This window comes from Psychromarinibacter halotolerans, from assembly GCF_029168315.1.
Lineage (GTDB): Bacteria > Pseudomonadota > Alphaproteobacteria > Rhodobacterales > Rhodobacteraceae > Psychromarinibacter > Psychromarinibacter halotolerans.
Window position 1 is genome coordinate 287,067 of sequence record NZ_JARGYD010000004.1, and the last position, 22,326, is coordinate 309,392.

19 protein-coding genes are annotated in these 22,326 nt (G+C 64.2%); 9 read left to right on the forward strand and 10 right to left on the reverse strand.

All coding sequences use genetic code 11. From position 1 onward, the window contains the following. Positions 1–32: 32 nt before the first annotated feature. Positions 33–1,538, reverse strand: a complete 1,506-nt coding sequence (locus P1K30_RS12475) for an ABC transporter substrate-binding protein (RefSeq protein WP_275633072.1) — start codon at positions 1,536–1,538, stop codon at positions 33–35. Positions 1,539–1,605: 67 nt separating this feature from the next. Then, positions 1,606–2,448 (reverse strand): alpha/beta fold hydrolase, encoded by an 843-nt coding sequence (locus P1K30_RS12480; protein WP_275633073.1) that lies wholly within the window; start codon positions 2,446–2,448, stop codon positions 1,606–1,608. Positions 2,449–2,656: 208 nt separating this feature from the next. Between P1K30_RS12480 and P1K30_RS12485 the strand changes: the two genes are divergently transcribed. Continuing rightward, a complete protein-coding gene (locus P1K30_RS12485) occupies positions 2,657–4,108 on the forward strand; it encodes an NAD(P)-binding domain-containing protein (protein WP_275633074.1) in 1,452 nt (483 codons plus the stop codon). An 11-nt stretch (positions 4,109–4,119) separates the two neighbouring features. Here P1K30_RS12485 and P1K30_RS12490 read toward each other — a convergent pair whose 3' ends face one another. Genes P1K30_RS12490 through P1K30_RS12500 form a run of 3 tightly spaced genes read right to left on the reverse strand, consistent with a single transcriptional unit; the run spans position 4,120 to position 8,574 of the window. After that, complete coding sequence (locus P1K30_RS12490) at positions 4,120–4,791, reverse strand: GntR family transcriptional regulator (RefSeq protein WP_275633075.1); 672 nt, start codon at positions 4,789–4,791, stop codon at positions 4,120–4,122. After that, positions 4,792–6,474, reverse strand: a complete 1,683-nt coding sequence (locus P1K30_RS12495; RefSeq protein ID WP_275633076.1) for a hydantoinase B/oxoprolinase family protein — start codon at positions 6,472–6,474, stop codon at positions 4,792–4,794. 3 nt (positions 6,475–6,477) lie between these two features. Then, positions 6,478–8,574, reverse strand: a complete 2,097-nt coding sequence (locus tag P1K30_RS12500; RefSeq protein ID WP_275633077.1) for a hydantoinase/oxoprolinase family protein — start codon at positions 8,572–8,574, stop codon at positions 6,478–6,480. Between the two features lie 267 nt (positions 8,575–8,841). Here P1K30_RS12500 and P1K30_RS12505 point away from each other — a divergent pair, with 267 nt between their 5' ends. The 8 genes from P1K30_RS12505 to P1K30_RS12540 all read left to right on the forward strand — a co-directional run bounded on the left by P1K30_RS12505 (position 8,842) and on the right by P1K30_RS12540 (position 17,892). After that, positions 8,842–9,834 carry an NAD/NADP octopine/nopaline dehydrogenase family protein gene (locus P1K30_RS12505; RefSeq protein ID WP_275633078.1) on the forward strand — a complete coding sequence of 331 codons (993 nt, stop codon included), beginning with the start codon at positions 8,842–8,844 and terminating at the stop codon, positions 9,832–9,834. 132 nt (positions 9,835–9,966) lie between these two features. After that, positions 9,967–10,890: an ABC transporter permease gene (locus P1K30_RS12510; protein WP_275633079.1), complete on the forward strand. Its 924-nt coding sequence runs from the start codon at positions 9,967–9,969 to the stop codon at positions 10,888–10,890. 1 nt (position 10,891) lies between these two features. Next, a complete protein-coding gene (locus P1K30_RS12515) occupies positions 10,892–11,743 on the forward strand; it encodes an ABC transporter permease (RefSeq protein ID WP_275633080.1) in 852 nt (283 codons plus the stop codon). A 20-nt stretch (positions 11,744–11,763) separates the two neighbouring features. Next, positions 11,764–12,777, forward strand: coding sequence for an ABC transporter ATP-binding protein (locus tag P1K30_RS12520; RefSeq protein WP_275633081.1), 1,014 nt, complete (start codon positions 11,764–11,766; stop codon positions 12,775–12,777). Beyond that, positions 12,774–13,679 carry an ABC transporter ATP-binding protein gene (locus P1K30_RS12525; RefSeq protein ID WP_275633082.1) on the forward strand — a complete coding sequence of 302 codons (906 nt, stop codon included), beginning with the start codon at positions 12,774–12,776 and terminating at the stop codon, positions 13,677–13,679. The genes P1K30_RS12520 and P1K30_RS12525 overlap by 4 nt, the downstream gene beginning before the upstream one ends. A gap of 509 nt (positions 13,680–14,188) precedes the next feature. Then, the gene (locus P1K30_RS12530; protein ID WP_275633083.1) at positions 14,189–14,869 is read left to right on the forward strand and encodes a hypothetical protein; all 681 of its coding nucleotides are present in this window, start codon (positions 14,189–14,191) and stop codon (positions 14,867–14,869) included. 1,011 nt (positions 14,870–15,880) lie between these two features. Then, positions 15,881–17,182 carry a site-specific DNA-methyltransferase gene (locus P1K30_RS12535; protein ID WP_275633084.1) on the forward strand — a complete coding sequence of 434 codons (1,302 nt, stop codon included), beginning with the start codon at positions 15,881–15,883 and terminating at the stop codon, positions 17,180–17,182. Next, the gene (locus tag P1K30_RS12540) at positions 17,179–17,892 is read left to right on the forward strand and encodes a DUF5681 domain-containing protein (RefSeq protein WP_275633085.1); all 714 of its coding nucleotides are present in this window, start codon (positions 17,179–17,181) and stop codon (positions 17,890–17,892) included. Before P1K30_RS12535 ends, P1K30_RS12540 begins: the two co-directional genes overlap by 4 nt. Before the next feature lie 556 nt (positions 17,893–18,448). On the opposite strand, the gene P1K30_RS12545 is transcribed toward P1K30_RS12540, so the two are convergent. The 5 genes from P1K30_RS12545 to P1K30_RS12565 all read right to left on the reverse strand — a co-directional run bounded on the left by P1K30_RS12545 (position 18,449) and on the right by P1K30_RS12565 (position 22,320). After that, positions 18,449–18,877, reverse strand: a complete 429-nt coding sequence (locus P1K30_RS12545; protein WP_275633086.1) for a c-type cytochrome — start codon at positions 18,875–18,877, stop codon at positions 18,449–18,451. Between the two features lie 85 nt (positions 18,878–18,962). Further along, the gene (locus tag P1K30_RS12550) at positions 18,963–19,277 is read right to left on the reverse strand and encodes a hypothetical protein (protein ID WP_275633087.1); all 315 of its coding nucleotides are present in this window, start codon (positions 19,275–19,277) and stop codon (positions 18,963–18,965) included. Between the two features lie 224 nt (positions 19,278–19,501). Next, entirely contained in the window at positions 19,502–20,992 is a 1,491-nt protein-coding gene (locus tag P1K30_RS12555; protein ID WP_275633088.1) for a multicopper oxidase family protein, read from the reverse strand. Between the two features lie 55 nt (positions 20,993–21,047). After that, on the reverse strand, positions 21,048–21,386 hold the full coding sequence (locus P1K30_RS12560) for a hypothetical protein (RefSeq protein ID WP_275633089.1): 339 nt from the start codon (positions 21,384–21,386) through the stop codon (positions 21,048–21,050). A 94-nt stretch (positions 21,387–21,480) separates the two neighbouring features. After that, positions 21,481–22,320: a DUF305 domain-containing protein gene (locus P1K30_RS12565; protein ID WP_275633090.1), complete on the reverse strand. Its 840-nt coding sequence runs from the start codon at positions 22,318–22,320 to the stop codon at positions 21,481–21,483. Positions 22,321–22,326 lie beyond the last annotated feature (6 nt).

Consider the following 22,326-nt stretch of genomic DNA (forward strand, 5'->3'; position numbering starts at 1 on the left):
CCCCCCGGGGTCGGGGGACAGGACGGTCACGATCAGTTCGGGGCGAAGTCCCAAGCGCGCTTCCAGTCGTCGCCGCGGGCTTCCCACGTCACGGCGTCGCTGAGCGCGTAGGTCACCGGCTGGGCGTACAGGAACACCGCCGGGGCGTCGTCGCACATCACCTCGGTCGCCTTGCGATAGGCTTCCATACGGACCTCGGGATCGGTGCTGGAACGGCCTTCGTTGAAGTACTCGCCGAACTCGGCGTTGTTCCAGTAGTCGTAGGCGGTGCCCGGCTCGGTCAGACCCAGGATGCCGTCGGCATCAAGCGTGGCCCAAGCGTAGGTCAGATAGGCCATCTGGCCGAGGTCCTTGGCGGGAACGTGCTTTTCCATGAACGCGCCGAAGGACATCTCGTTCAGGGTGGTCGGCACGCCGACGGCCTCGAACATCGCGGCGATGACCTGCGAGGCTTCCTCGCCCTGCACGTAGACACCGACCGGCACTTCGAAGGTCAGCGGCTCGCTCAGGTCCACACCCGATTCCGCGATCAGTTCCATCGCGCGTTCCGGGTCATAGGGGTAGGGCTCGAGGTCCGCGTTGAAGCCGAAGTAGTCGTCGGTCATCCACTGGCAGGCCGACACTTCGGCGGCGCCGCCGTACAGCGACTGCGCGATGGCTTCCTTGTCGACCGCGTAGTTCAGCGCCTGACGGAACAGCTTGTTGTCCATCGGCGGCTTGAAGGTGTTGATCTTCAGGAAGGCCGAGCGGGTCGAGCTGATGGCGTCCGCCTCGATGCCGTCCTCTGCACTCAGAAGCTCGACCTCGTTGACCGGGAAGCCCTCGATGAAGTCGACCTCGCCGGCGCGCAGGGCGGCGGATTGGGCGGCGGTTTCGGGGATGATCTGGAAGATCACGGTCTGGAACGGAGGCTCCTCGCCCCAGTAGTCCGGGTTCGCTTCCATCGTGATGCTGCTGCCGGGCACGCGCTCGGTCAGGATATAGCGGCCACCGGCGCTGACTTCGTTGGCCGGGTTGTTCTCCGCGGCCCATGCGGGCGGCACAAGGAAGAACATCGACAGCTGGTCGGCCAGAGCGGCCGAGGGGGTTTCTGTCTTCAGTTCGATGGTCGTCGCGTCGATCACGTTCACTTCCGAGATCACGCGGAACCACGACGAGATGCGCGACTGGCGCTCGGGGTCGGTCACGCGCTCGAGGTTCGCCTTCACGGCTTCGGCGTCGATCGGTTCACCGTTGGCGAAGACCGCGTCGGGGTTCAGGGTGAAGCGCCACGTCAGGTCGTCGACGGCTTCCCACGAGGTCGCGACCTCGCCCTGCAGTTTCATGTCGGGTCCACGGATGACCAGCGCCGGGTAGAAGTGGCTGGCGACGCTAAGGTCCGTGCCGACCGAAGCGGTCATGTGCGGGTCAAGCGTGTTCACGTCGCTGCCCAGCGCGATGATCAGCGTATCGTCATCGTTCTGCTGGGCCAGCGCGGGGCTGGACAGCGCGGCGCACAGCGCCAGCGAGGAAAGTGCCGTTCGGGCCAAGTAAGTCATGATGGGATCCTCTGTCGGGTTTCGGGTCGGGGTTTTCGGGGTTGTGGTCCCCGGTTCTGGTTGTCGGTCAGGTTTTCAGGAACGTGCGCAGCAGCGGCAGCACGACCTCGGACTTCTGCGCATGGACGGCGTGGTTCGCGTCCGGCACGACATGCAGTTCGGCGTGCGGGATACCGTCCTTGATGGCTTGCGACTGCGACGGGGGACAGATCCAGTCGTTTTCGCCAACCATGATGAACGTGGGGGCGGTGATCTTGTCCAGTTGCGGCCGGACGTCCCACTGCTCCCACTCTTCCTTCTTATAGAGATCGTTGTGCGGCCAGACGTGCACGTCCATGTCGCGGGTCCGTTCGAACGCGGCCTGCGCGTTGAAGTTCTCGGAATACAGCGGCTGCATCGCCAGCCAGATCAGCCGGAACTCAAGGTCGCTTTCCACCCGGTCCGAAAACAGCTTGTCGATCATCTCGGGCGTCAGGCTGGGCACGCGGTGGGCGCGTTCCTTCATGATCTCGATCGCTTCCACCTCGGTCTGGAAGCTGGGCGCGGTGCCGCGCAGGACAAGGTGGGAATAGCTGCCGGGATGGCGGACGGCATAGGTCAGCGCGATGAAGCCGCCGAACGAGCCGCCGATCACGATGCACTGGTCGTCGCCGCAGAAGTGCTTGCGCATCAATTCCACGTCGTCGGCCAGCTGATTGAAGGTGAAGGGGGGCGTTTCAGACGACTTGCCGTGGCCGCGCTGGTCGAAGCTGATCACGCGGTATTCGTCGGCCAGCTTGGAGTAGGTGGCAAAATCGCTCTTGTGATCGCCGGCGCCGCGTCCGCCGTGCAGGGTGAAGATCGTGCGCTTGTTCTCTTCTCCGGCGACCGCGTAGTTGAACGTGGCGCCATCGATGGTGACTGTCGGCATTCGGGTATCCTTGCGGTATCGGGCCTGCCTGATATTGGCGCCAATCTGGGTGTGTTTGAAAGTCGTTTTTTGCATAAAGAGCAAATCGAGCCGACGCAGGGGCAAAAAACGGTCATATATGTTGAAAACGGATGCGAAGAATATATGAATGCTGAAATCGCATGAGCGGCGAAGCTATGCTGAGACGAATCATCCGGGAGCGCGTGACATGACCAACGACCTTTTCTGCGGCGGCCTCGACGGGCTGGAGGCGCGCCTTCGCGAGGATCTCGACCGGCTGAATTTCGACGGCAAGGATTGGGTGCCGCAGCGCACCGTCGCGGGCCAGCAGGTGCGGGACGTGGTGATCATCGGCGCCGGGATGTGCGGGCTGGTCGCCTCTGTCGCGCTGCGCCGCCACGGCATCCGCAACCACGTCCTGTACGACATGGCCCCCGAGGGCCGCGAGGGGCCGTGGATCACCATCGCCCGGATGGAAACGCTGCGCTCGCCCAAGCAACTGACGGGGCCGGCCTATGGCCTGCCGTCGCTGACCTTCCGCGCGTGGTTCGAGGCGACCCGTGGCCGCAAGGCATGGGACGCGCTGGGCCGCATCGATCGCGCCGACTGGATGGACTATCTGACGTGGTATCGCCGCGTGATGGACGTGCCGGTGGTCAATGACGCGCGGATGACGGGGCTGGCCGAAGGGCCGGACGGGCTGATCGAGGTTACGCTGTCGGTCGCGGGCCGGACCGAAAGCGTGCTGACGCGCAAATTGGTGCTGGCCACCGGGCGCGACGGTCTGGGCGGCAACTACGTCCCACCTGCCGTGCGTGACATCGACCCGAAGTTCTGGGCCCACTCCGCCGACGAGATCGACTTCGAAGCCCTGCGCGGCAAGCCGGTGGTGGTCGTCGGGGCAGGGGCCTCGGCGATGGACAACGCCGCGACCGCGCTGGAAGCCGGGGCAGAGCGGGTCGACATCCTGATCCGTCGCGACCGGATGCCGACCATCAACAAGGGTATGGGCGTCGGCTCGCCCGGTATGACGCACGGCTTCCGCGGGCTGCCCGACGACTGGAAATGGAAGTTTCAGGATTACATCGGCCGCTGCCAGACCCCGCCGCCGCGCAACTCGACGCTGCGGGTGTCGCAGCACGAGAACGCGCGCTTCTGGTTCGGCGCCCGGCTGGACAGCTTCCGCGAGGACGGCGACCGGCTGGTGATCTCGACCCCGCGCGGCGAGTTCCGCACCGCCTACGCGATCTTCGCGACCGGCTTCGCGGTGGATTTCGAACAGCGGCCCGAACTGGCCCTGATCGCCCCCCATGTCCGCCTGTGGCGCGATGGCAAGGTGGACGGCGCGCGGGCGCAGGACGGTCTGGCGTTTTCGCCGGTGCTGGGCGATCACTTCGAACTGACCGAGAAAGAGCCGGGCGCGTGCCCGATGCTGTCCAGCATCTACGGCTTCAACTTCCCGGCGACGCTGAGCCACGGCAAGCTGACCGGGGACATTCCCGCCGTCAGCGAGGGGGCTGACCGGATGGTGCGCGGGATCACCGAAAGCCTGTTCGTCGAAGACGTGGCCGAGCATTACGCCCGGCTGGAAGCCTATGACGAGCCCGAACTGCTGGGCGACGAATGGGAGGATGCGGAACAGGCGCGGGCCAGCGCCTGACCGGGCGGCGGTCAGTCGCCAGCGTAGGCGATGTGATCCCAGACAAGCTTGCGCAGCGTTGCCGCGTCACGGGCCTTCAACGCCTCGATCATCTGGAAATGCTGGTCCGCCAGCACGCTCATACGTTCGGGCGTGTTGATCGAGCGTGACACCGCAATCGGCAGCCGTTGCCGCAGTTCGAACGCCAGTTCCGCCAGAACGGGGTTCGGCGCCGCGCTCATCAGCGTGCGGTGGAACGACATGTTCGCCTCGCCGATCTGTTCGGTGGTGCCGGTCTCGCAGGCCTCGCGGAACCGCTCGGCATGGCCGGTCAGTTGGTCGATCAGGTCCGCGTCGACGTGGGGCAGGGCGCCCACGACCGACTCGGCCTCGACCACGGCGCGGGCTTCGGTCAGGTTCTTCACTGTCGCCCGGTCGAAGGTCGCGACGCTGTAGCCGCGCATCGGCTCGTGTACCACCAACCCCTGACGGGTCATCGCGTCCAGCGCCTGCCGCAACGCGATCCGGGTGCAGCCGTAGCGGCGTTCCAGCACGATCTGCTTCAGTCGTGTGCCCGGCTCCAGCCGCCCATAGAAGATGTCACGCCGCAGACGCTCGACCACGGTTTCCGGCATCGCGTCGGCCGAGGGGGCTGGCGCATGGTCCGGCGTGTGGTCCGGCGAGGTCGCGGCGTCCGTCTTCATTCAGCTCTCCGACAGCCCATAGACGTCGCGGGCCGCCGTCTGAGAGATTTTGCCTTCGGCCAGATCGCGCCGCACCAGCGCCCGGTCGCGCGTTGTCGGGACGCCGACGCCGCTGCCGCCCGAGGTCACCAGCCGAGCGGTCTGCCCGTCGCGCAGCGTGCCGCGCCCGTTGACGAAGGGCTCGACGCCTTCGGAAAGCTCGCGGTAGCCCAGCGCGCCCGGTTGCCCGCCGTCCAGACCCCAGCCCGGATCGCGGAAGCAGTTGCCCGCCACGGCGGCCTTCGCCTCGTGTCCGACGACCTTGATGGTGCGTTGGTAGGACAGCCCGCTGCGCCAGCGGCCCGCGCCGGCGCTGTCGGCGACAAGGCCATAGCTTTCCACCTGCAGCGGATACTCGGCCTCGACCACCTCGACGGGGATGTTGTGCGAGTTCGATACGTGGATCTGTACCGCGTCCGCCCCGTCCATCGTCATGTGAGCCCCTTCGCCGCCGCCCATGCTTTCGTTGTAAACGTAGAAGCGTCCGGTGCGCGGGTCTATCCCCGACAGCGTCAAAAGCCCGCGGCCGGTGCAGGGCGCCAGCGCGCGTTCCGGGCAGGCCGGGGCCAACGCGCTGAAGATCAGGTCGCACAGCCGTTCCGAGGTGTCCGTCCGGCTATAGACCGCGGCGGGCGGGGCCGAGCAGACGATGGTGCCGCTGTCGGCCTTCACCTTGATCGGGCGGTGGAAGCCCGCGTTCGGCGGGACCTCGTGGTCGACCAGCACCATGATCGCGAAATAGGCCGACACCAGAAGACCCATGTAGGTCAGGTTGATCGGCGCGCGCACCTGTTCCGGGTTGCCGGAAAAATCCATCTCGATCTCGTCGCCCGCGATGGTGATCTCGACCTTCAGCGGCACCAGGGGGTCGTACCGGCCCGAGTCCAGCAGACCCTCGGCGCGGTAGACGCCGTCGGGCAGGCGGCGGATGCCGGCGCGGGTGCGCGCCTCGGTGTGGTCCAGCACGGCGCGGCTGGCGGCCTGCACGGTGGTCAGGCCGTATTTCTCGATCAGCTGAAGGAACCGCGTGCGGCCGAAGCGGTTCGAGGCGCTTTGCGCGCGGAAGTCGTTGATGCGCTCGTGCGGGACCTGACAATTCAGCAGGATCATGTTCAGCACGTCGTCCTGAATCTTGCCCTCGCGGTACAGGCGCACCGGCGGGATGCGCAGGCCTTCCTGGAAGATATGCTGGTGGCTGCGGTCCACGAAGTCCGCGTGGTGGGCGATGTTGGCGATCCACGCGACGATCCTGTCGCCAGAGAACACCGGCTCGATAAAGGTGATGTCGTTCAGGTGGGTGCCGCCGCCGGTATAGGCGTCGTTGCCCACGAAGATGTCGCCCGGCCGGATCGTCGCCGGATCGCACGAGGCCAGCACCTCCTGCGTGATCCCCAGAAGCGAACCAAGGTGCACCGGCTGGTGCGCGGCCTGCGCCAGCGCCAGCCCGTCCGCATCCATGATCGCGGTCGAGACGTCCTTGCGTTCCTTGATCGAGGTGGAATAGCCAGCGCGCACCAGCACGCGGGACATTTCTTCGACGATGGTCGACAGGGCGCTGCCGATGACCGACACGGTGATCGGATCCAGCGCGGCGGTCGTGCCGGTGGACGGATCGGCTTTGACGGCGGTGACGGTGTCGCTCATGGCTCAGCCCTCGATGATGATGTTCAGGAAGCGGTCGACGGTCGCGGTCTGGCCGGTCAGGACCAGTGCGGTCGAGTCGAACTGCTCGATGATGGCGGGTCCCTCGACAACGTGGCCCGGACCCATCCGGTCGCGGTCGTAGACCGGGCAGCGGACCATGCCGCCCACCTCGGTCAGCCACACGTCGCGATGGTCCTGCACCGCGTCTTCAAGCGGGGTGGTCGCTGGGGCGTGCTCGGCCAGTGGGACCTTGGGGACGCGGGCCGAGGCTTCCATCCGGAAGGTGGTGACGTGCATCGCTTCGCCGTCGACGATGTAGCCATACATCTGTTCATGCAGCGCCTCGAATGCGGTCCGGACCGAGGCGACAAACGCCTCTGCGTCCAAGGCGGGGTCGCAGGGCACGTTCAGCTGGTGCCCCTGACCGGCATAGCGGACGTCGACGGAACAGGTCGTCGCCCGGTCCTCGTCGGCGATGCCTTCGACATCGAACCAGTCGGCCGACTTCGCGGACAGGTCTTCGAACACCGCGCGCACGTCGTCCAGCGCGCTTGCCTCCAGCACCATCGGGCGGCTGGCGGCGAAGCTGGTCTGCAGGTCGGACAGCAGCAGCCCCAGAGAACACAACACGCCGGGCGTCTTTGGCAGCAGCACCCGGCCGATGCCCAGTTCGCGCGCAAGCCGCGTCGCGTGCAGCGGCCCGGCGCCGCCAAAGGCCATCAGGACGAAGTCGCGCGGATCGTGGCCGCGCTCGACCGAGATCACGCGGACCGCCTTGACCATGTTGGCGATCGCCATCTGCAGGATGCCGGTTGCGGCGTCCATCACGTCCACGCCCATGCGGTCGGCCAGCCCCGCGATGGCGTTGCGCGACGCCTCTTGCGAGATCGGCATCCGCCCGTTCAGCAGCGACACCGGGTTCAGCGCCTGCAACAAAACGTTGGCGTCGGTCACCGTGGGTTCGGTGTTGCCCTTTTCATAACAGGCCGGTCCCGGATTGGCGCCCGCGCTTGCGGGGCCGACTTCCAGCAGCCCGCCCGCGTCGACCCGTGCGATGGACCCGCCACCGGCGCCGACCGTTTCGATGTCCAGCATCGGGATCGACAGCGGATAGCCGTGCACCTCGACCTCGGCCGCCATGCGGGGCGAGGCGCCTTCGATCAGCGCCACGTCGGTCGAGGTGCCGCCCATGTCGAAGGTGATGATGTTGTCGAAGCCCGCCGCGCTGGCGATCTGCGTGGCGCCGATGACGCCTGCGGCCGGGCCGGACAGGATGGTGCGCACCGGCTCTCGCTGGGCCTGCGCGAACGAGATCACGCCGCCGGTGCTTTGGGTCAGGTTTGGCGAGGTGACGATGCCCTGATCTTCCAGCTTGCCGACGAGGTTCTGAAGGTAATCGCGGATGATCGGGCCGACGTATGAATTCACCACCGAGGTCGAGGTGCGCTCGAACTCGCGGTATTCCGGTGCGATCTCGGTCGAGACGGTCAGGAAGACCTCGGGGTATTCCTCGGCCATGATCTGGCGGATGCGGGCCTCGTGGGCGGGGTTGCGGTAGCTGTTGATCAGGCAGACGGCCACGGCGCCGATCCCGGCGGCCTTCAGCGCGCGGGCGGCCTCGCGGACCTCGGCTTCGTCCAGCGGGGCCTGCACCGCGCCCTCGTAGGTCATGCGCTCGGTCACTTCGAATCGCAGGTCGCGGGTCGACAGTGGCGTCGGGCGGCGGTGGGCAAGGTCGTACAGGCCCGGCCGGACCTGCCGCGCGATCTCTAGCACGTCGCGGAAGCCACGGGTGGTGATCAGCCCGGTCTGCGCGCCGCGCTTCTCGATCAGGGCGTTCGTGGCCACGGTGGTGCCATGCCCGAAATAGACGACCTCGGTCGGGGCGTCGTCGCGCCATGCGGTGATGGCCTGCTGCACCCCCTCGGAAATAGCGCGCGAGGGATCGTCGCGGGTGCTCGATACCTTCCAGATGAAGAACTCGCCCGTCGTCTCGCTGTACAGCGTCACGTCGGTGAACGTTCCCCCCGAATCCACGCCTACGCGCAGGCGTTCGACACCGGCTTGGGTGCCAGAATCTGTGGGTCGGGAATCAAGCATGACGGCCTCTCTTTCGGATTGGCGCCAATCAGACTACGATTTGAGCAAGGGATGGAAGAGGGCAGCCTGAATAGCTGCTATTCATTGTCTGGCAACGCCTCGACCGGCAGCGTTTCGGGATGCTGACCGCGCTTCGAAGGAAATAAAATGCACGTCGCCATCATCGGTTCCGGACCCATTGCACAAGGCGCCGCCGCGCTTCTGTCCGAGCGGGGCCACACGGCAATGTTGTGGTCGCCGCGCGGCTCGCTGGGGCAGGGAGGACCCATGACCATCACCACGGCGGGTCTGGCCCAGATCACCACCGATGTCGCGGTTGCCGCCGGTCCCGAGGCCGTGGCCGACGCCGATGTCGTCATGTTCGCACTGCGGGGCAACGGCCACCGCGCCGCGATGGATGCGGTGGCGCCGTACCTGCGCGCAGATCAGTCGGTGATCATCAGCTCGCAGGCGTCGCTCGGCGGGCTGTACCTTGCGCGGATGCTGGCGGCGCGCGGCATCCGGCCGCTGATCGCCTGCTGGGCGACGACCGTGACCGGCGGCCCGATGGCTGACGGCAAGGTGCGGATCGGGATGCTGCGGAACATGCTGGAGGTCGCGACGATCCCGGCGGACCGCGCGGACGAGGGAGTGGCCCTGTCCGCCGCGCTGTTCGGCGACCGCTTCGGGGTCTGTCCGAACCTGTTCGCGATCTCGCTCAGCAACCTCAACCCGCCGTTCCACATGGCGAACGCGCTGTTGAACTTCACCCGCATCGAAAATGCCGAGGACTGGAGCAATTACGGCGGCATCACCGCCGCGGTGGGCCAGCTGGTCGAGGAACTGGATGCCGAACGTCTGGCCCTTGCCGACCGGATGGGCGTCACCGTCCGCACCGCTCTGGAACACTATCGCAAGTCCCACGACGACCTGCCCGACACCGACAGCGTCCACGAACTGGCGCAGGCCATCGCGGCGCGCCGCAAGGGCACCTCGCCGGGGCCGCGCGACGTGTCCACGCGTTTCATCACCGAAGACGTGCCCTTCGGCATCGCTTTCATCGTGGCGCTGGGCAAGCTTGCGGGGGTGCCGACACCGGTGCATTCCGCTGGCCTGATCCTGTGCAATGCCATATATGGCCGCGATTTCGTGGCCGAGAACGATCTTCTGGCCGGTCTGGACCTTGAAAATGACAGCCTAAAAAGCCTGTCAGAGCAGGTCCTGAACGGCTTCGGAGCGGAGGACGCGACGTCTTCGCAAATTCTTGACGCGCATCTGTAACCCTTTAGTATGTGAAAATCACATACGAAGAGTGGGCGAGGACAGTCGGCTCGTGAGGCAGAGAAACAGATCAATCCGGGGTAGAGCGACAGCAGCGCGCCGTCGCCCCGCCCCAGCCGGGCAGGAGCCAGCATGACCCGTTACGTACTGACCAAGTTTCTCGAGGCGGTGATCTCGATCTGGGGCGTGATGACCATCGTGTTCTTCGTCACGCGCCTGCTGGGCGATCCGGTCACGCTGCTGGTGCCCGTCGGGACCTCGACCGCCGAGATGGACACCCTGCGCGCGCAGCTGGGGCTCGATCAGCCGCTGATCGTCCAGTATCTCTCGTTCCTCGGCGACGTGCTGCGCGGCGATTTCGGCGACAGCTTCGTTCACAACCGCCCCGCCGCCGAGGTCATCCTTGAACGGATGCCCGCGACGATCCAGCTGGCCTCGGCCGCGCTGGCGATCGGTATCGTTCTGGGCGGGGCCGCGGGCCTGATCGCGGCGCTCAAGCGTGGCACCTTCGCCGAATTCATCGTGATGAGCCTTGCCATGCTGGGGCAGGCGACGCCGGTGTTCTGGCTGGGGATCATGCTGATCCTGCTGTTTGCGGTGCAGCTTGGCTGGCTGCCCACCGGTGGCTATGGCAGCTGGTCGCACCTGCTGTTGCCGGCCTTTACCGTGGCGGTTTTCATCAGCGCGTCGATCGCGCGCCTGCTGCGGTCGTCGATGCTGGACACCATGAAAGAGGACTACGTCCGCACCGCCCGCGCCAAGGGCCTGCTGCCGCGCACGATCCTGATGTGGCACACCCTGCGCAACGCGCTGATCCCGGTGGTCACGATGATCGGTATCCTCGTGGGCGAGCTTCTGGGCGGCGCCGTGGTGACAGAGACCGTCTTCGCGTGGCCCGGCGTCGGACGCCTGATCTTCCAGGCGATCGATTCCAACGACTTCCCGCTGATTCAGGCGGGCGTCGCGATGGTGGCCACGATCTTCGTGCTCGCCAACTTCCTTGTGGATCTGATGTATGCCGTCCTCGATCCGCGCATCAAACAACGGCGGAGCTGACATGACCACGTTCTTCCCCGCACTGTTGAAAAGCCGCTCGGGCCTGATCGGGGCCGTGCTGCTGCTGGTGCTGATCCTCGGCGCGCTGTTCGCCCCCTATTTCGGACTGGCCAGCCCGGTCCGCCCCGACCTGCTGGCCCGCCTTGCGCCGCCGACGTGGGAGGGCCTGTTTTCGCCCGGGGCGCACCCGCTGGGCACCGACGAGCTTGGCCGCGACGTGCTGTCCCGCATCGTCTATGGCGCGCGGGTGACGCTGACCATCGGGATCTGCGCGGTGCTGGTGGGGGCGGTGATCGGCCTCGCCATCGGCATCGTGGCCGGCTATTTCGGCGGCTGGACCGACCGCGTGCTGATGCGGCTTGTCGACATCCAGCTGGCCTTTCCGCTTGTGCTGTTCGCGCTGCTGGTCGTGGCCGCGCTGGGGCCGAGCCTGATGAACCTGATCATCGTGCTGGGGCTCACCAGCTGGACCAACTATGCCCGGATCGTGCGCGGGCAGGTGCTGGGCCTGCGCGAGCGCGAGTTCATCCTGTCGGCCCGCGCCGCCGGTTCGGGGCCGATGCGCACCATGGTGCGGCACATCCTGCCCAACGTGGTCACACCCGCGCTGGTGGTCGGCACGCTTGAACTGGCCCGCGTGATCGTCATGGACGCCGCACTCAGCTTCCTTGGGCTGGGTGTGCAGCCGCCGTCGCCCAGCTGGGGGCGGATGCTGGCCGACGGGCGCACCTATATCAACACCGCGTGGTGGGTGGTGACCTTCCCGGGCATCGCCATCGCGCTGACGGTGCTGTCGGTGAACCTGATGGGCGACTGGCTGCGCGACTACTTTGACCCGAAACTGCGCCGATGACTGCCGGAGAGAGACGCGACATGGCCCCCATTCTGGAAGTCCGCAATCTGACCGTCGAATTCGACAGCGGCGGCGGCACCGTGCACGCGGTGAACGACGTGTCCTACACCCTCGAAGAGGGGCAGACGTTGGGGATCGTCGGCGAATCCGGGTCCGGTAAAAGCGTGCATGTTCTGGCGATGGCCGGTCTCGTGCCGCAGCCTCCGGGCCGCATCGTGTCGGGCGAGGTGCTGTATCGCGGCAGGGACCTGCTGAAGATGTCCGAGGCCGAGCGCCGGTCGATCCGGGGCCGCGAGATCGGCTTCGTGTTTCAGGACCCGATGACGTCGTTGAACCCGGTCCTGACCGTCGAGCGGCAATTGGTCGAGGCGCTCAATCGCCACATGGGCCTGACCGGCAAGGCCGCCACCCGGCGCGCGATCGAGCTTTTGGAAATGGTCCGTATTCCCGACGCCGCCCGGCGCATCCGTAACTATCCGCACCAGTTCTCGGGCGGGATGCGTCAGCGGGTCATGATCGCCATCGGCATCGCCTGCGACCCCAACCTGTTGATCGCGGACGAGGCGACGACCGCGCTGGACGTGACCGTGCAGGCCGAGATCCTTGAACTGATGCAGGACCTCAAGCGCGAGAACAACATGACCGTGATCTGGATCACCCACGACATGGGCGTGGTGGCCGGGCTCGCCGACACGATTCAGGTGATGTACGCGGGCCGCGTGGTCGAGCGCGGGCCGATCGACGACGTGTTCGCCTCGCCGCGCAACGCCTACACCTGGGGTCTGTTGCAGTCGCTGCCGACCGACGAACGCCGCCAGATGGGCCGCCTGTACCAGATCCCGGGCGCGCCGCCGGACCTGCGCGATCCGCCGCCGGGCGATCCCTTCGCGCCGCGCAACCGGTTCGCGACCGACCGTTGCCACACCGAGATGCCGCCGCTGCGTCCCGTCGAAGGCGGCGCACCCGGCCACATGGTCGCGGCATGGTACGACCTGCCGAAACTGTTGGCGGACCAGAACGGAGCAGGGGCATGAGCAAGACACCGCTGCTGTCCGTCGCAGGCCTGCAAAAGATCTACGGCCAATCGGGCTTTCTTGGCTCTGGCCACGAGGTGCGCGCCGTCGACGGCATCGACTTCGAGGTGGGGCAGAACGAGATCCTCGGCCTTGTCGGTGAATCCGGCTCGGGCAAAAGCACGACCGGCCGACTGGTCCTGCGTCTGGAAGACCCCACCGCGGGCGAGATCCATTTCGACGGCAACCCGATCCACGGCATCGACCAGCGCCAGATGAAAATGTATCGGCGCGAGATGCAGGTGGTGTTTCAGGACCCCTATGCCGCGCTGAACCCGCGCATGAAGGTCGGCGACTTCGTGGCCGAACCGCTGCAGATCCACGGCCTTACGAAGAACCGGACCGAGACCCGCGACCGGGTCGCCGACCTGTTCACGCAGGTCGGCATGCCGGTGGATTTCATGGAACGCTTCCCGCACGAGTTCTCGGGTGGCCAGCGACAGCGCATCAACATCGCGCGTGCCATCGGCGTGCGCCCCCGGCTGATTGTCGCGGACGAACCGATCACCGCGCTCGACGTTTCGATTCAGGCGCAGATCGTCAACCTTTTCAGTGACCTGCAGGCCGAGCTTGGCCTTGCCTACCTGTTCATCGCGCATGACCTCAGCATGGTGCGGTTCCTGTGCCACCGGGTGGCCGTGATGATGCGCGGCCGCATCGTCGAGATCGCCCCGACCGAGATGCTGTTCGAGAACCCGCAGCACGACTATACGCGGTCGCTTTTGTCGGCGATCCCGATCCCCAACCCCGCGCAGGAGCGCGCGCGCCAGCGGATCCGGTTCGACCCGTCGGATCATCCGCACAGGCCCGACGACGTGATGACCGAGGTCGAACCCGGCCACCACGTCCTTCGGCGCGCCTGAGCGGGCGACGCCGGAGCGTCCTTGGCGCGGCGCGCCCGTGAGGGGCAGGGGCGTTGCGTCCTTCGGGCCTAAGGAACGCTCTCGCTGGACTGGCGTTCAGCGGATGCGCGTCATGTCCTGAGCGACCGCTCGCAAATATATTGGTCGTTGCGACCGACGCCGCCTTGGTTCCCGCCGCGGCCCGCATTGCACGACCCTGCTAACAGCTTGGTGAATTGCGGCTTTTTGGGGGCGCGGCGCAGCTAAGCACGGTCGATTACCTCAGCCGATACACCCATTTCGACCCGAAAAACGAAGCAGAAAAGCAACAGGTTGCGGGCTTCGTTTCACGCGTAAAGACAATATTAACTTGACGTCAGGCATTGATGAAATGCATGGGCGGAAACGCATCTCCTTTTGGGCAGGTTTGTGGAATTTATGTGGCGCCTGCCCATATATCAGGTACCGAAAACGATGCCGAAAACAGTTGTTCAGTGGGTGGTGCGGTGAAACGCGCATTTCTTGTATTCGTGTTACTCCTATGGGGGCAGACCGCCGCGGCGGTCTCGCTGTCGACGTGGAGCGGTCCGGGGCCGAACGCCTGCCGCGGCAACTGTTCGTTGGACTGGGCCAAGGAACAGCTGACGGATGTCGAACTGGCAGAGCTGGAGGCCGCGATGACCGCGCATCCAGAGCCGGAGCCCGTTATCGTCGACGACGGAACCGTGTTTTCGATGATGTCCTATCAAAAGGACGGCGTCCCCTACGCCTATCGCACCTACACCGTCGCCCTGCTGTCCGACCCGGAAACGGCGCGTGGGTGGCACATGGCCGGCTGGTCCTTCGTGAAATTGGACGCCTGCGACAACTGGGCGATCATCAAGCAGGGCGAAACCGGCCCCACCCTGGCCACGGCGCCTGCCGATCCGGACCAGGATTCGATCTTCCAGCCGGGCCCCACGCCGACGGGCGACGGCATTATCCTGAGCCGTGGAATTCCGACCAGCAAGCCGCGGCTGTTCGCGGGCGACCCGGACGGGCCCTTGCCGAACCCGCCGCTGTCCCCCGGGCCCACGGACAAACCGGTGTCTCCGGACCCGGTGATCCCGGTGCCGGTGCCCTTGCCGGAAAGCGTTCTGCTCATGCTGGCGGGTCTTGGAAGCCTGAACCTGGCGCGCAGATGGCGCCGGGCGCCGGACCAACGCGCCTGATCGACCCCACCCGAGCGTTCCGCCTCGGGTGGTGGCTTAAGGTCGGACCGTGCGCCGATAGGGTGATGGGGGCCGACAGGTAACCTTTCAAAGCCAACTGGCGGCGCTGTGCACCTCGGGGTGCCCTCCAACGTCCGACCGGGCGTTGCGCTTCGAACAAGCTTAAGAATCTCGAAAGTGCCGAAGGCGATCGCGGCGGGGCAACGCTTCGCCGCAGCGTGCGCTTCCCGTCCTCTCCGCGCGTCCGGCTCCACCCAAGCCGTGCTGGGACCTCAGGGTGGCAATCAATGAGTCGACTGGATGACCGCCGCGCACGGAGGCCAGTGCAGGATTCGCATCCTGCGTCGCGAGATCTGAATTAGGGGAACTCGCTGGCTGGGCAGCCACTCCCGGGCTATCTGGTCTCGGCTTTGGAGGTCGGATTTACAGGGAAAATACAGGGTATTTCGACGGTTTGGGGTCGGTTCGGGCGCAGTGAGCCCCGGAAACGAACGCAATTTCAAAGGGTTCAGGCGGATTTCCCTGTGTAGTAAAACAGGGAATTTCTTGCCCTGGATTAGGGTTTTGGGCGTCGCGGAGCAGGGAACCTTTGCGGCAGGCAACAGGCGCTATCCGGCGGATCGTCGCGAGTGAATGCGATCGTGTCCTGCCCCAACTCGATGCCCTCTCCAAATGGGCCCTCATTTTGTTTTTTGGGAGCGCTGGACTTCACCGCGGTGTTCCTATTATGTTCACGTGATGGGAATCAGCTCAGGCTGACGACGATCGATCATCGCGTTTCCGAAAAGGCGCCGCTGAAGAAGCCGCCCCTGCACCCGGATACGCAGTGCGGGACACCCCGAACGGATACGGCCCCTCCGGAAAGGACAGGCCACCCCGATGGGACCCCAACCAGTCCGCCCCCGGTGTACGGGCAGCGGCATAGCCTTCAACTTCTTAGGCCCTCTATGGGCGTTTCCCGTATTTTCTCCGACCCTTTGCGGCCGCGAGTTCAATACAAGGAGTAGGATTATGGCGATGGCCATCGAAGAGATCGCGATCAGTGATCTCAAACCTTGGGCTAAAAACGCCCGCACCCATTCCAGAAAACAACTTCGCCAGCTCGGCGAGAGCATACGTACCTTCGGTTTCACCAACCCCGCGCTGATTGACACGTCCAACACCATCCTGGCGGGGCATGGGCGAGTAGAGGCCGCAAAGATGATCGGCATGACGGCGGTCCCCTGCGTTCGTCTGGAAAAGATGACGCAGGCGCAGAAACGAGCCTACGTGCTTGCTGACAACAAACTCGCGCTGAATGCGGGGTGGGATGAGGAGCTCCTGGCCGAGGAACTCCAGGCCCTCCTTGGTGTGGAAGACATTGGCTTCGACATCGGCGTCACCGGTTTCGATCTCGGCGAAATTGATGCCCTTGTGAGTGATGTTTCGGTTGTTGAACCGGGCGACCCTGAAGATGACGTTCTGCCAGTTATTGCTCCGCGTCGCGTTCATCCCGGTGATGTCTGGCAACTCGGCCGTCACCGGCTCGTGTGCGGGGATGCGCTCAACAGCTCAGTGGTCGATCAGCTGATGGCTGGGGAATTGGCACGGATGGTGTTTTCCGATCCGCCCTACAATGTGAAGATTGATGGACACGTCGGAGGGTCCGGCAAAACCAAGCACCGCGAGTTTGCCATGGCGTCCGGAGAGATGTCGGTTCCCGAGTTCACTGAGTTTCTGGCCAAAGCGTTCCGGAATATGGCGGACCACAGTCTGGATGGCTCAATCCATTTCCTCTGCATGGACTGGCGCCACATTGGGGAGATGCTTGAGGCGGGGCACAGCGTCTATGACGAACTCAAGAACCTGATCGTCTGGGCCAAGGACAACGGCGGAATGGGTAGTTTCTACCGCTCTCGCCATGAGCTGATCTTCGCTTTCAAGAAGGGTGAGGTGCCACACGTCAATACGTTCGAGCTTGGTCAACATGGTCGCTACCGAACCAACGTGTGGAACTACAGAGGCGTGAATACTATGCGCACCGGTCGCATGGACGAACTGGCGCTCCACCCGACTGTGAAGCCGGTACAGATGATCGCGGATGCCATCCGTGACGTATCCGGTCGCGGCGAGATCGTTCTGGATCTCTTTGGCGGCTCGGGGTCGACCTTGATTGCGGCCGACAAGACGGGCCGGCGCGGGTATGTTGTCGAGCTCGATGAACTCTATTGTGACCGCATTCTCAAGCGTTGGGAAGGTTGGGCGAAGGATGATGCCGAGTGCGTCATCTGCGGCTGGCCCCGAGTTGGCGAACATCTGGAGACATCCGAATGACTCGACATAAGGATGACGGGGCGGGCAGGGCGCTCCAAGTACGACCGAGCTATGACGTCGGTTATGGCAAGCCGCCGAAGGACACGAGGTTTAAGCCCGGCCAGTCGGGCAATCCGCGCGGACGGCCCAAGGGCGCGAAAAACAAGCACGCCTCGCTGAGTGAAGAGCGGTTGCAGAACATCATTCTGGAGGAGGCCTATCGGACCATTACAGTCCGGGACGGAGACCGCAGTGTCTCTGTCCCGATGGCGCAGGCGGTTATCCGGTCGCTTGCTGTCAACGCAGCAAAAGGGCAGCATCGGGCGCAACGGCTATTCTCGGAGTTGTTGTCTGCGGTGGAAAGCTCTCGCAGAGACCTCCAAGTGCGCTTTTTTGAAACAGCGGTTGAATACAAGGTTGAATGGGAACGTGAGCTCGCGCGAAGGCAGGCCCTTGGCGTCACGGACCTGCCACCGCCGCTCCCGCATCCCGATCACGTTGTTGTAGATGTTCGCAGCGGAAGCGTCCGGATCGTTGGACCTGCCACCCGGGAGGAAAAGGCAATTTGGGATGAGGTATTCCGTGAGAAAGAGATGTTGGAAGATTGCATTGCGCAACTCCGCTCTGCCAACGAAACAGCAACAGATCCGGCAGAGATCCAAGACAACTTGAAGTTCATCGAAATGGGGGAACGCAAACTAGCGGATCTCAATAGGGTCTGGCGAGGGTGAGCGCGGCACATGATCTTGGGTTGAATAGGCCCCGGATTTGTAGAGGCCTTCGGGTCTCAGCCCCCGCTTGAGTAATCTGAAGATGGATAGCAGGTTGCACTCACCCGGCGCCTAGCTCGGAGATGCGCTAACCAACGCCGACGCTAGTGAGATTTGAGCGGCGGGGTCGCGATGGCAATGGCGGCCCTAGTCAAACGTTAGCGAGCTTGGTCGTCGCTGCGGCGCAGTTTTTCCGAAATAGGCTTGCGCAATATAGCGTAGCAAAATCGTATGGAAGAAATTCAGATGTGCGGGACCTTCTTACAGTTCGTCGCACCTGTTCAAATTACTTTGCACTTCCGAAGAAACACCGGAAGAAAGGCGCACAGCGGACATTCGTTGCATGTTATATAAATATCCGAGACGGGTAGAAAGGCTGTTCTATAGAGACAGAGGCGAAGCGAAACGCAAGTTAAGTTGGGCTGCCGCTGATGTAGGACGCCCCAGCCTTGCAGCGGCTGTGTTCTGGCCGAGAGGGCACACTAAGCGGGGACGGCTCAGCGCTATCTGAGACGTCTCAGTTGATGCCGTTGGCGCGCTGCAGCTCGCGCACGTAGGTTGCGATCGCCCCGACATCGGCGGTGGTCAGGCCTTCCTGCGGTGGCATGTTGCCAAACGTCCAATGGTGGGCGCGCACGCCCTGCTGTACGGCAATCTGGAATGCCATGTCTGCGTGGTGCGAAGGCTCGTAGATCTTGTGCACCAGGGGCGGGCCAGATCCCTGAACCCCGGTTGCATCCACCCCATGGCAGGACATGCAAATCGCGTCGAAGGCACGCTTGCCGATTTCAGCTTCGGGTGAAAGGCTATCGGGCAAGGTGATGGCAACGATGGGATCACCTTCCGCGGGCACTGGCTGGGTCTTGGTTTCCGTCCCGTGGGTTGCGAAATAGGCCGCTGCTGCGATGACGCAAGTCGTGGCCCCGATGACGAGTGTTCTGTTCATTCTTCTATCCTGCATCGCGCGGAGCTTCCCGCGCACCGGTTCCGTCAGGCGGAAACGCTCCGCCAATATGCTGAAGTCGATCGCTTCAGCCGCGCGGCGGTGGCAGGTCGAAGCGAATGGAAATCGAAAAAATGGGCGTCCCGTCCGGCCGGACGCGTCCGAGATGAACGGGTTCCCCGTTTCCGGATACCAAGGGCGCCGCGGGCAAAAGTGCCAGCGTGCAGTTTTCCATACCTGCGCAGGCAGGCGCGGCCGGATCGTCAAGACTGCCTTGAACATTCACGTCCTCGGGGCAGGTCACGCAGTCATGCCCATGGGCCATACTGCCAGCCATGCCTGCCTCTGGCAGCGTGATCACTGCCACAAGCCCAACGAGGAAAAGGGAGACGATCAGGCGCACGGTGCCTCCGATTAGGTGCCGGACAAATCTGCCTCATCCGGCACGGCAAGGTCAATTGCCGCCTGCCGCGCGCAACCTGCGACGTGGGCGCGGTGGATGAAAGACGTCGTCACGGGCCAGGACTTCTGGCATATGGCCACGCACGGGATGCGCAGCGATCAACCGGAGCACGGCGCCGAACACTCGGTAACGCCGCTTTCCACGCGGCGCTACCGATTACGACATCAGGCCGTGGCCCTGACCTGCAATTCCGTCATCATGCCCGTAGCCAGATGCCCCATGTGATGGCAGTGCATCATCCAAGCCGCGGCCTCACCGGCGTCAAATGCGACGGTGACCGATCCCATTGCAGGCACGAGTACCGTGTCCCGCAGCGCTCCCGAAATGGACTGGCCGCCGATAGCGATCACTTGGAAAACATGGCCGTGCAAGTGCATCGGATGGGCCATCATTGACATGTTGTGGAACATCATCGCGACCCGCGCGCCTTGCGCGACTGATATGGGCGTGTGCTCGTTCCAGACAGAGCCATTGATGGTCCAGACATAGGGGCTCATGGATCCGCCCAGCATGACCATGTGGCGGTCGTCCGGCTGCTTTTGCGACAGGGGCGACATGGCGCGCATGGCCAGTTCCATGCGCATGTCGCCGGCGACTGGCGGGGTTTCCGTTTTGGCCCGTGACGACAGGCGGGATACCGGAGCGCCAGCCGGGGCAAGGACAAGCCCCGTCTGTTCGTGTGCGCCTTCGCGAAGGGCCAGAACCGGCCGCGCGATCCCGTCGCCGGGTAGATCGAGGTCGATCTCCAGTCGCTGCCCCGGAGCTATCGGAAAACGCGTGCCGGGCAATGATTGAACGTGATCGCCATCCACTGCGACGAGTCGGCCGGTGAGATCACCCGTATCAATCCAGAATGCCGTCATGGACGCGGCGTTGATGATCCGAAGGCGGATCCGGCCGTTGGATTCGACCGGTACGATCTCGGGGTCTTCCAGAGTCCGGTCATTCACCAGATAGGCGTCGAAGTCGAAATCGTTCAGATCCATCGGCATGGCGCCCGTGGCGTCCATCCCGTGCAGCGGCGGCATGTCCGGGGCTGCCGCTGCGTTGTCGCCATTATGGTGCATCGCGCCGTGGTCCACGGGCGTAGGAGCATGGGCCATGCCGTGATGGCCACCAGTACCCCTTGCGGTTTGGGAAATCACTTCTTCAGGCGACAGGAAGCTGAAATCGTGCAGGAACATCACCACTTCCTGGCGGTCCGAGGCGACGTCCTCGGGACTGCGGACGATAAGGGGTGCCGCAAGCATTGCGATCTCTTGCTGCGGGATATGGCTGTGCATCCAGTAGGTGCCGGGGCGGGCCGCAAAGTCGTAGGCACGACGCTCGCCCGGGGTCAGCATGCGGTTCGTATTGGGGGCGCCGTCCTGCGCATTGGGCGGGATTTGCCCGTGCCAATGGATGATCGTGTCCGTGTCGATGCCATTAAGCAGCTCGACCTGGAACCGTTGGCCTGGACTAAGAGTCAGGCCCTGCTGCCCGGAGGGACCGGTCAGGCCCATCACCGTGGCGGCGCGACCGTTGACATCTATCGTGCGGGTCTCCGCGACGAGGCTAAGGCTGTCCGATGCCGCGCGGGCGCGAGCGGGCACGACCAGCGAGGCGGACATGGCGGCAGAAGCGGCAAGAAAGCCGCGGCGGGAAAGTCGGGTCATCGTGATCTCCGGCAGGAATTGTGTTTCGCGGATGCGGGACAGTCTCCCGTGGAGATCACGCGCGTGGTGGTGGGGAAGAGGGCGCAATCTCGCGAGACGCGTGCGTGGCTTCTTCGCTCGGGGCGGTCACGCGCCAGACGCGACCTGTCACGCCGGCCGACAGGACTGGCATGCGCAGCGCATCCACCAGGATGCAGTAATTCTCGCATATCTGCGCATGCCCCGAGTCCGGTTTGCCGTGATGCGTCGAAGCTTCGTTATCAACCGAATTTAGCTGGACGTGATGGTCGCAGCACAGCGCGCTTAGGGCCATGGCACGTGCCGGTCCGGGCGGCAGCGCCGTCCAGATTACCAGTGTCGTCAATATCAACGCCCGAAGCGCATGCCAAATCATTGGCGCACGCTACGCCCATTAACGGGACGCGTCAGATCACGTTCACGGCATGAATCTCCAGCCTTGGGAAATGGCCAAGTCAGCTCGGAAATCGTCATCCGCTACAACTCCAGAACCCTCGGTAGATCGCCTCGGGACCGGGATTGAGGCGGAAGGTCAGCAGGCTGTCAGAGCGCATGGTGTCAACCGGTTCAACCGTCATGCTCAGGCCGTCCGATGCATAGGTACCCTCGGCAGATCCGCTTTCCAGCGTCAGGATGATTCCGTTCAACTTGGCGACGGCCGCACTTCCATCGCTGGAGGCGATCAGCACCGGAGCTTCGGACCGCGTCCGGCGGAACACACAGGTATCTCCTTCCGGCATCGCCTCGGTCGCTTCCTCGGCGGTCAGCGGGGCCGGGTCCAAAGTGGAAAGCAGAGTATTGTTCAGCGCGTCTTCCAGTGAACCGGGTCGCGCCGGCGGGTCGCGGTAAACTTCGGAAACCAAGTTGCCGCCCGCCACATCGGCAATCAGCGCTCGCATTTCGGAAATTTCCTTGTTCTGGGCGTCGATGATACCATCGGCCATCTTCCGAACGCGGGCGTCTTCGATGCCGGCCCTTTCCGAGGTCATTATCGCGATCGAATGGTGAGGGATCATCGCGCGCATGTAGCTGACGCCATTTACCGTTACCTGGCTGCGGACCAGCCAAAGAGAGATCGCGAAGACCATTACGCTGCCCGTGAAGATGGCAAGGTTCATAGCCCGGCTGGGATACATCGAAACCATGAAGGCCATCATGACAAAGGCCATTGTGGATCCCATCACAATCGCCATGTAGGCGCGCGTTTCGCTAAAGAATATGTGCTTGAAGGCGTAGGTGTTCAGGTACATCAAGCCGAACATGATGACCGTCGAAGCGAAGATCATCAGCGCAAATCGGGAATAGGTCATGTCGTC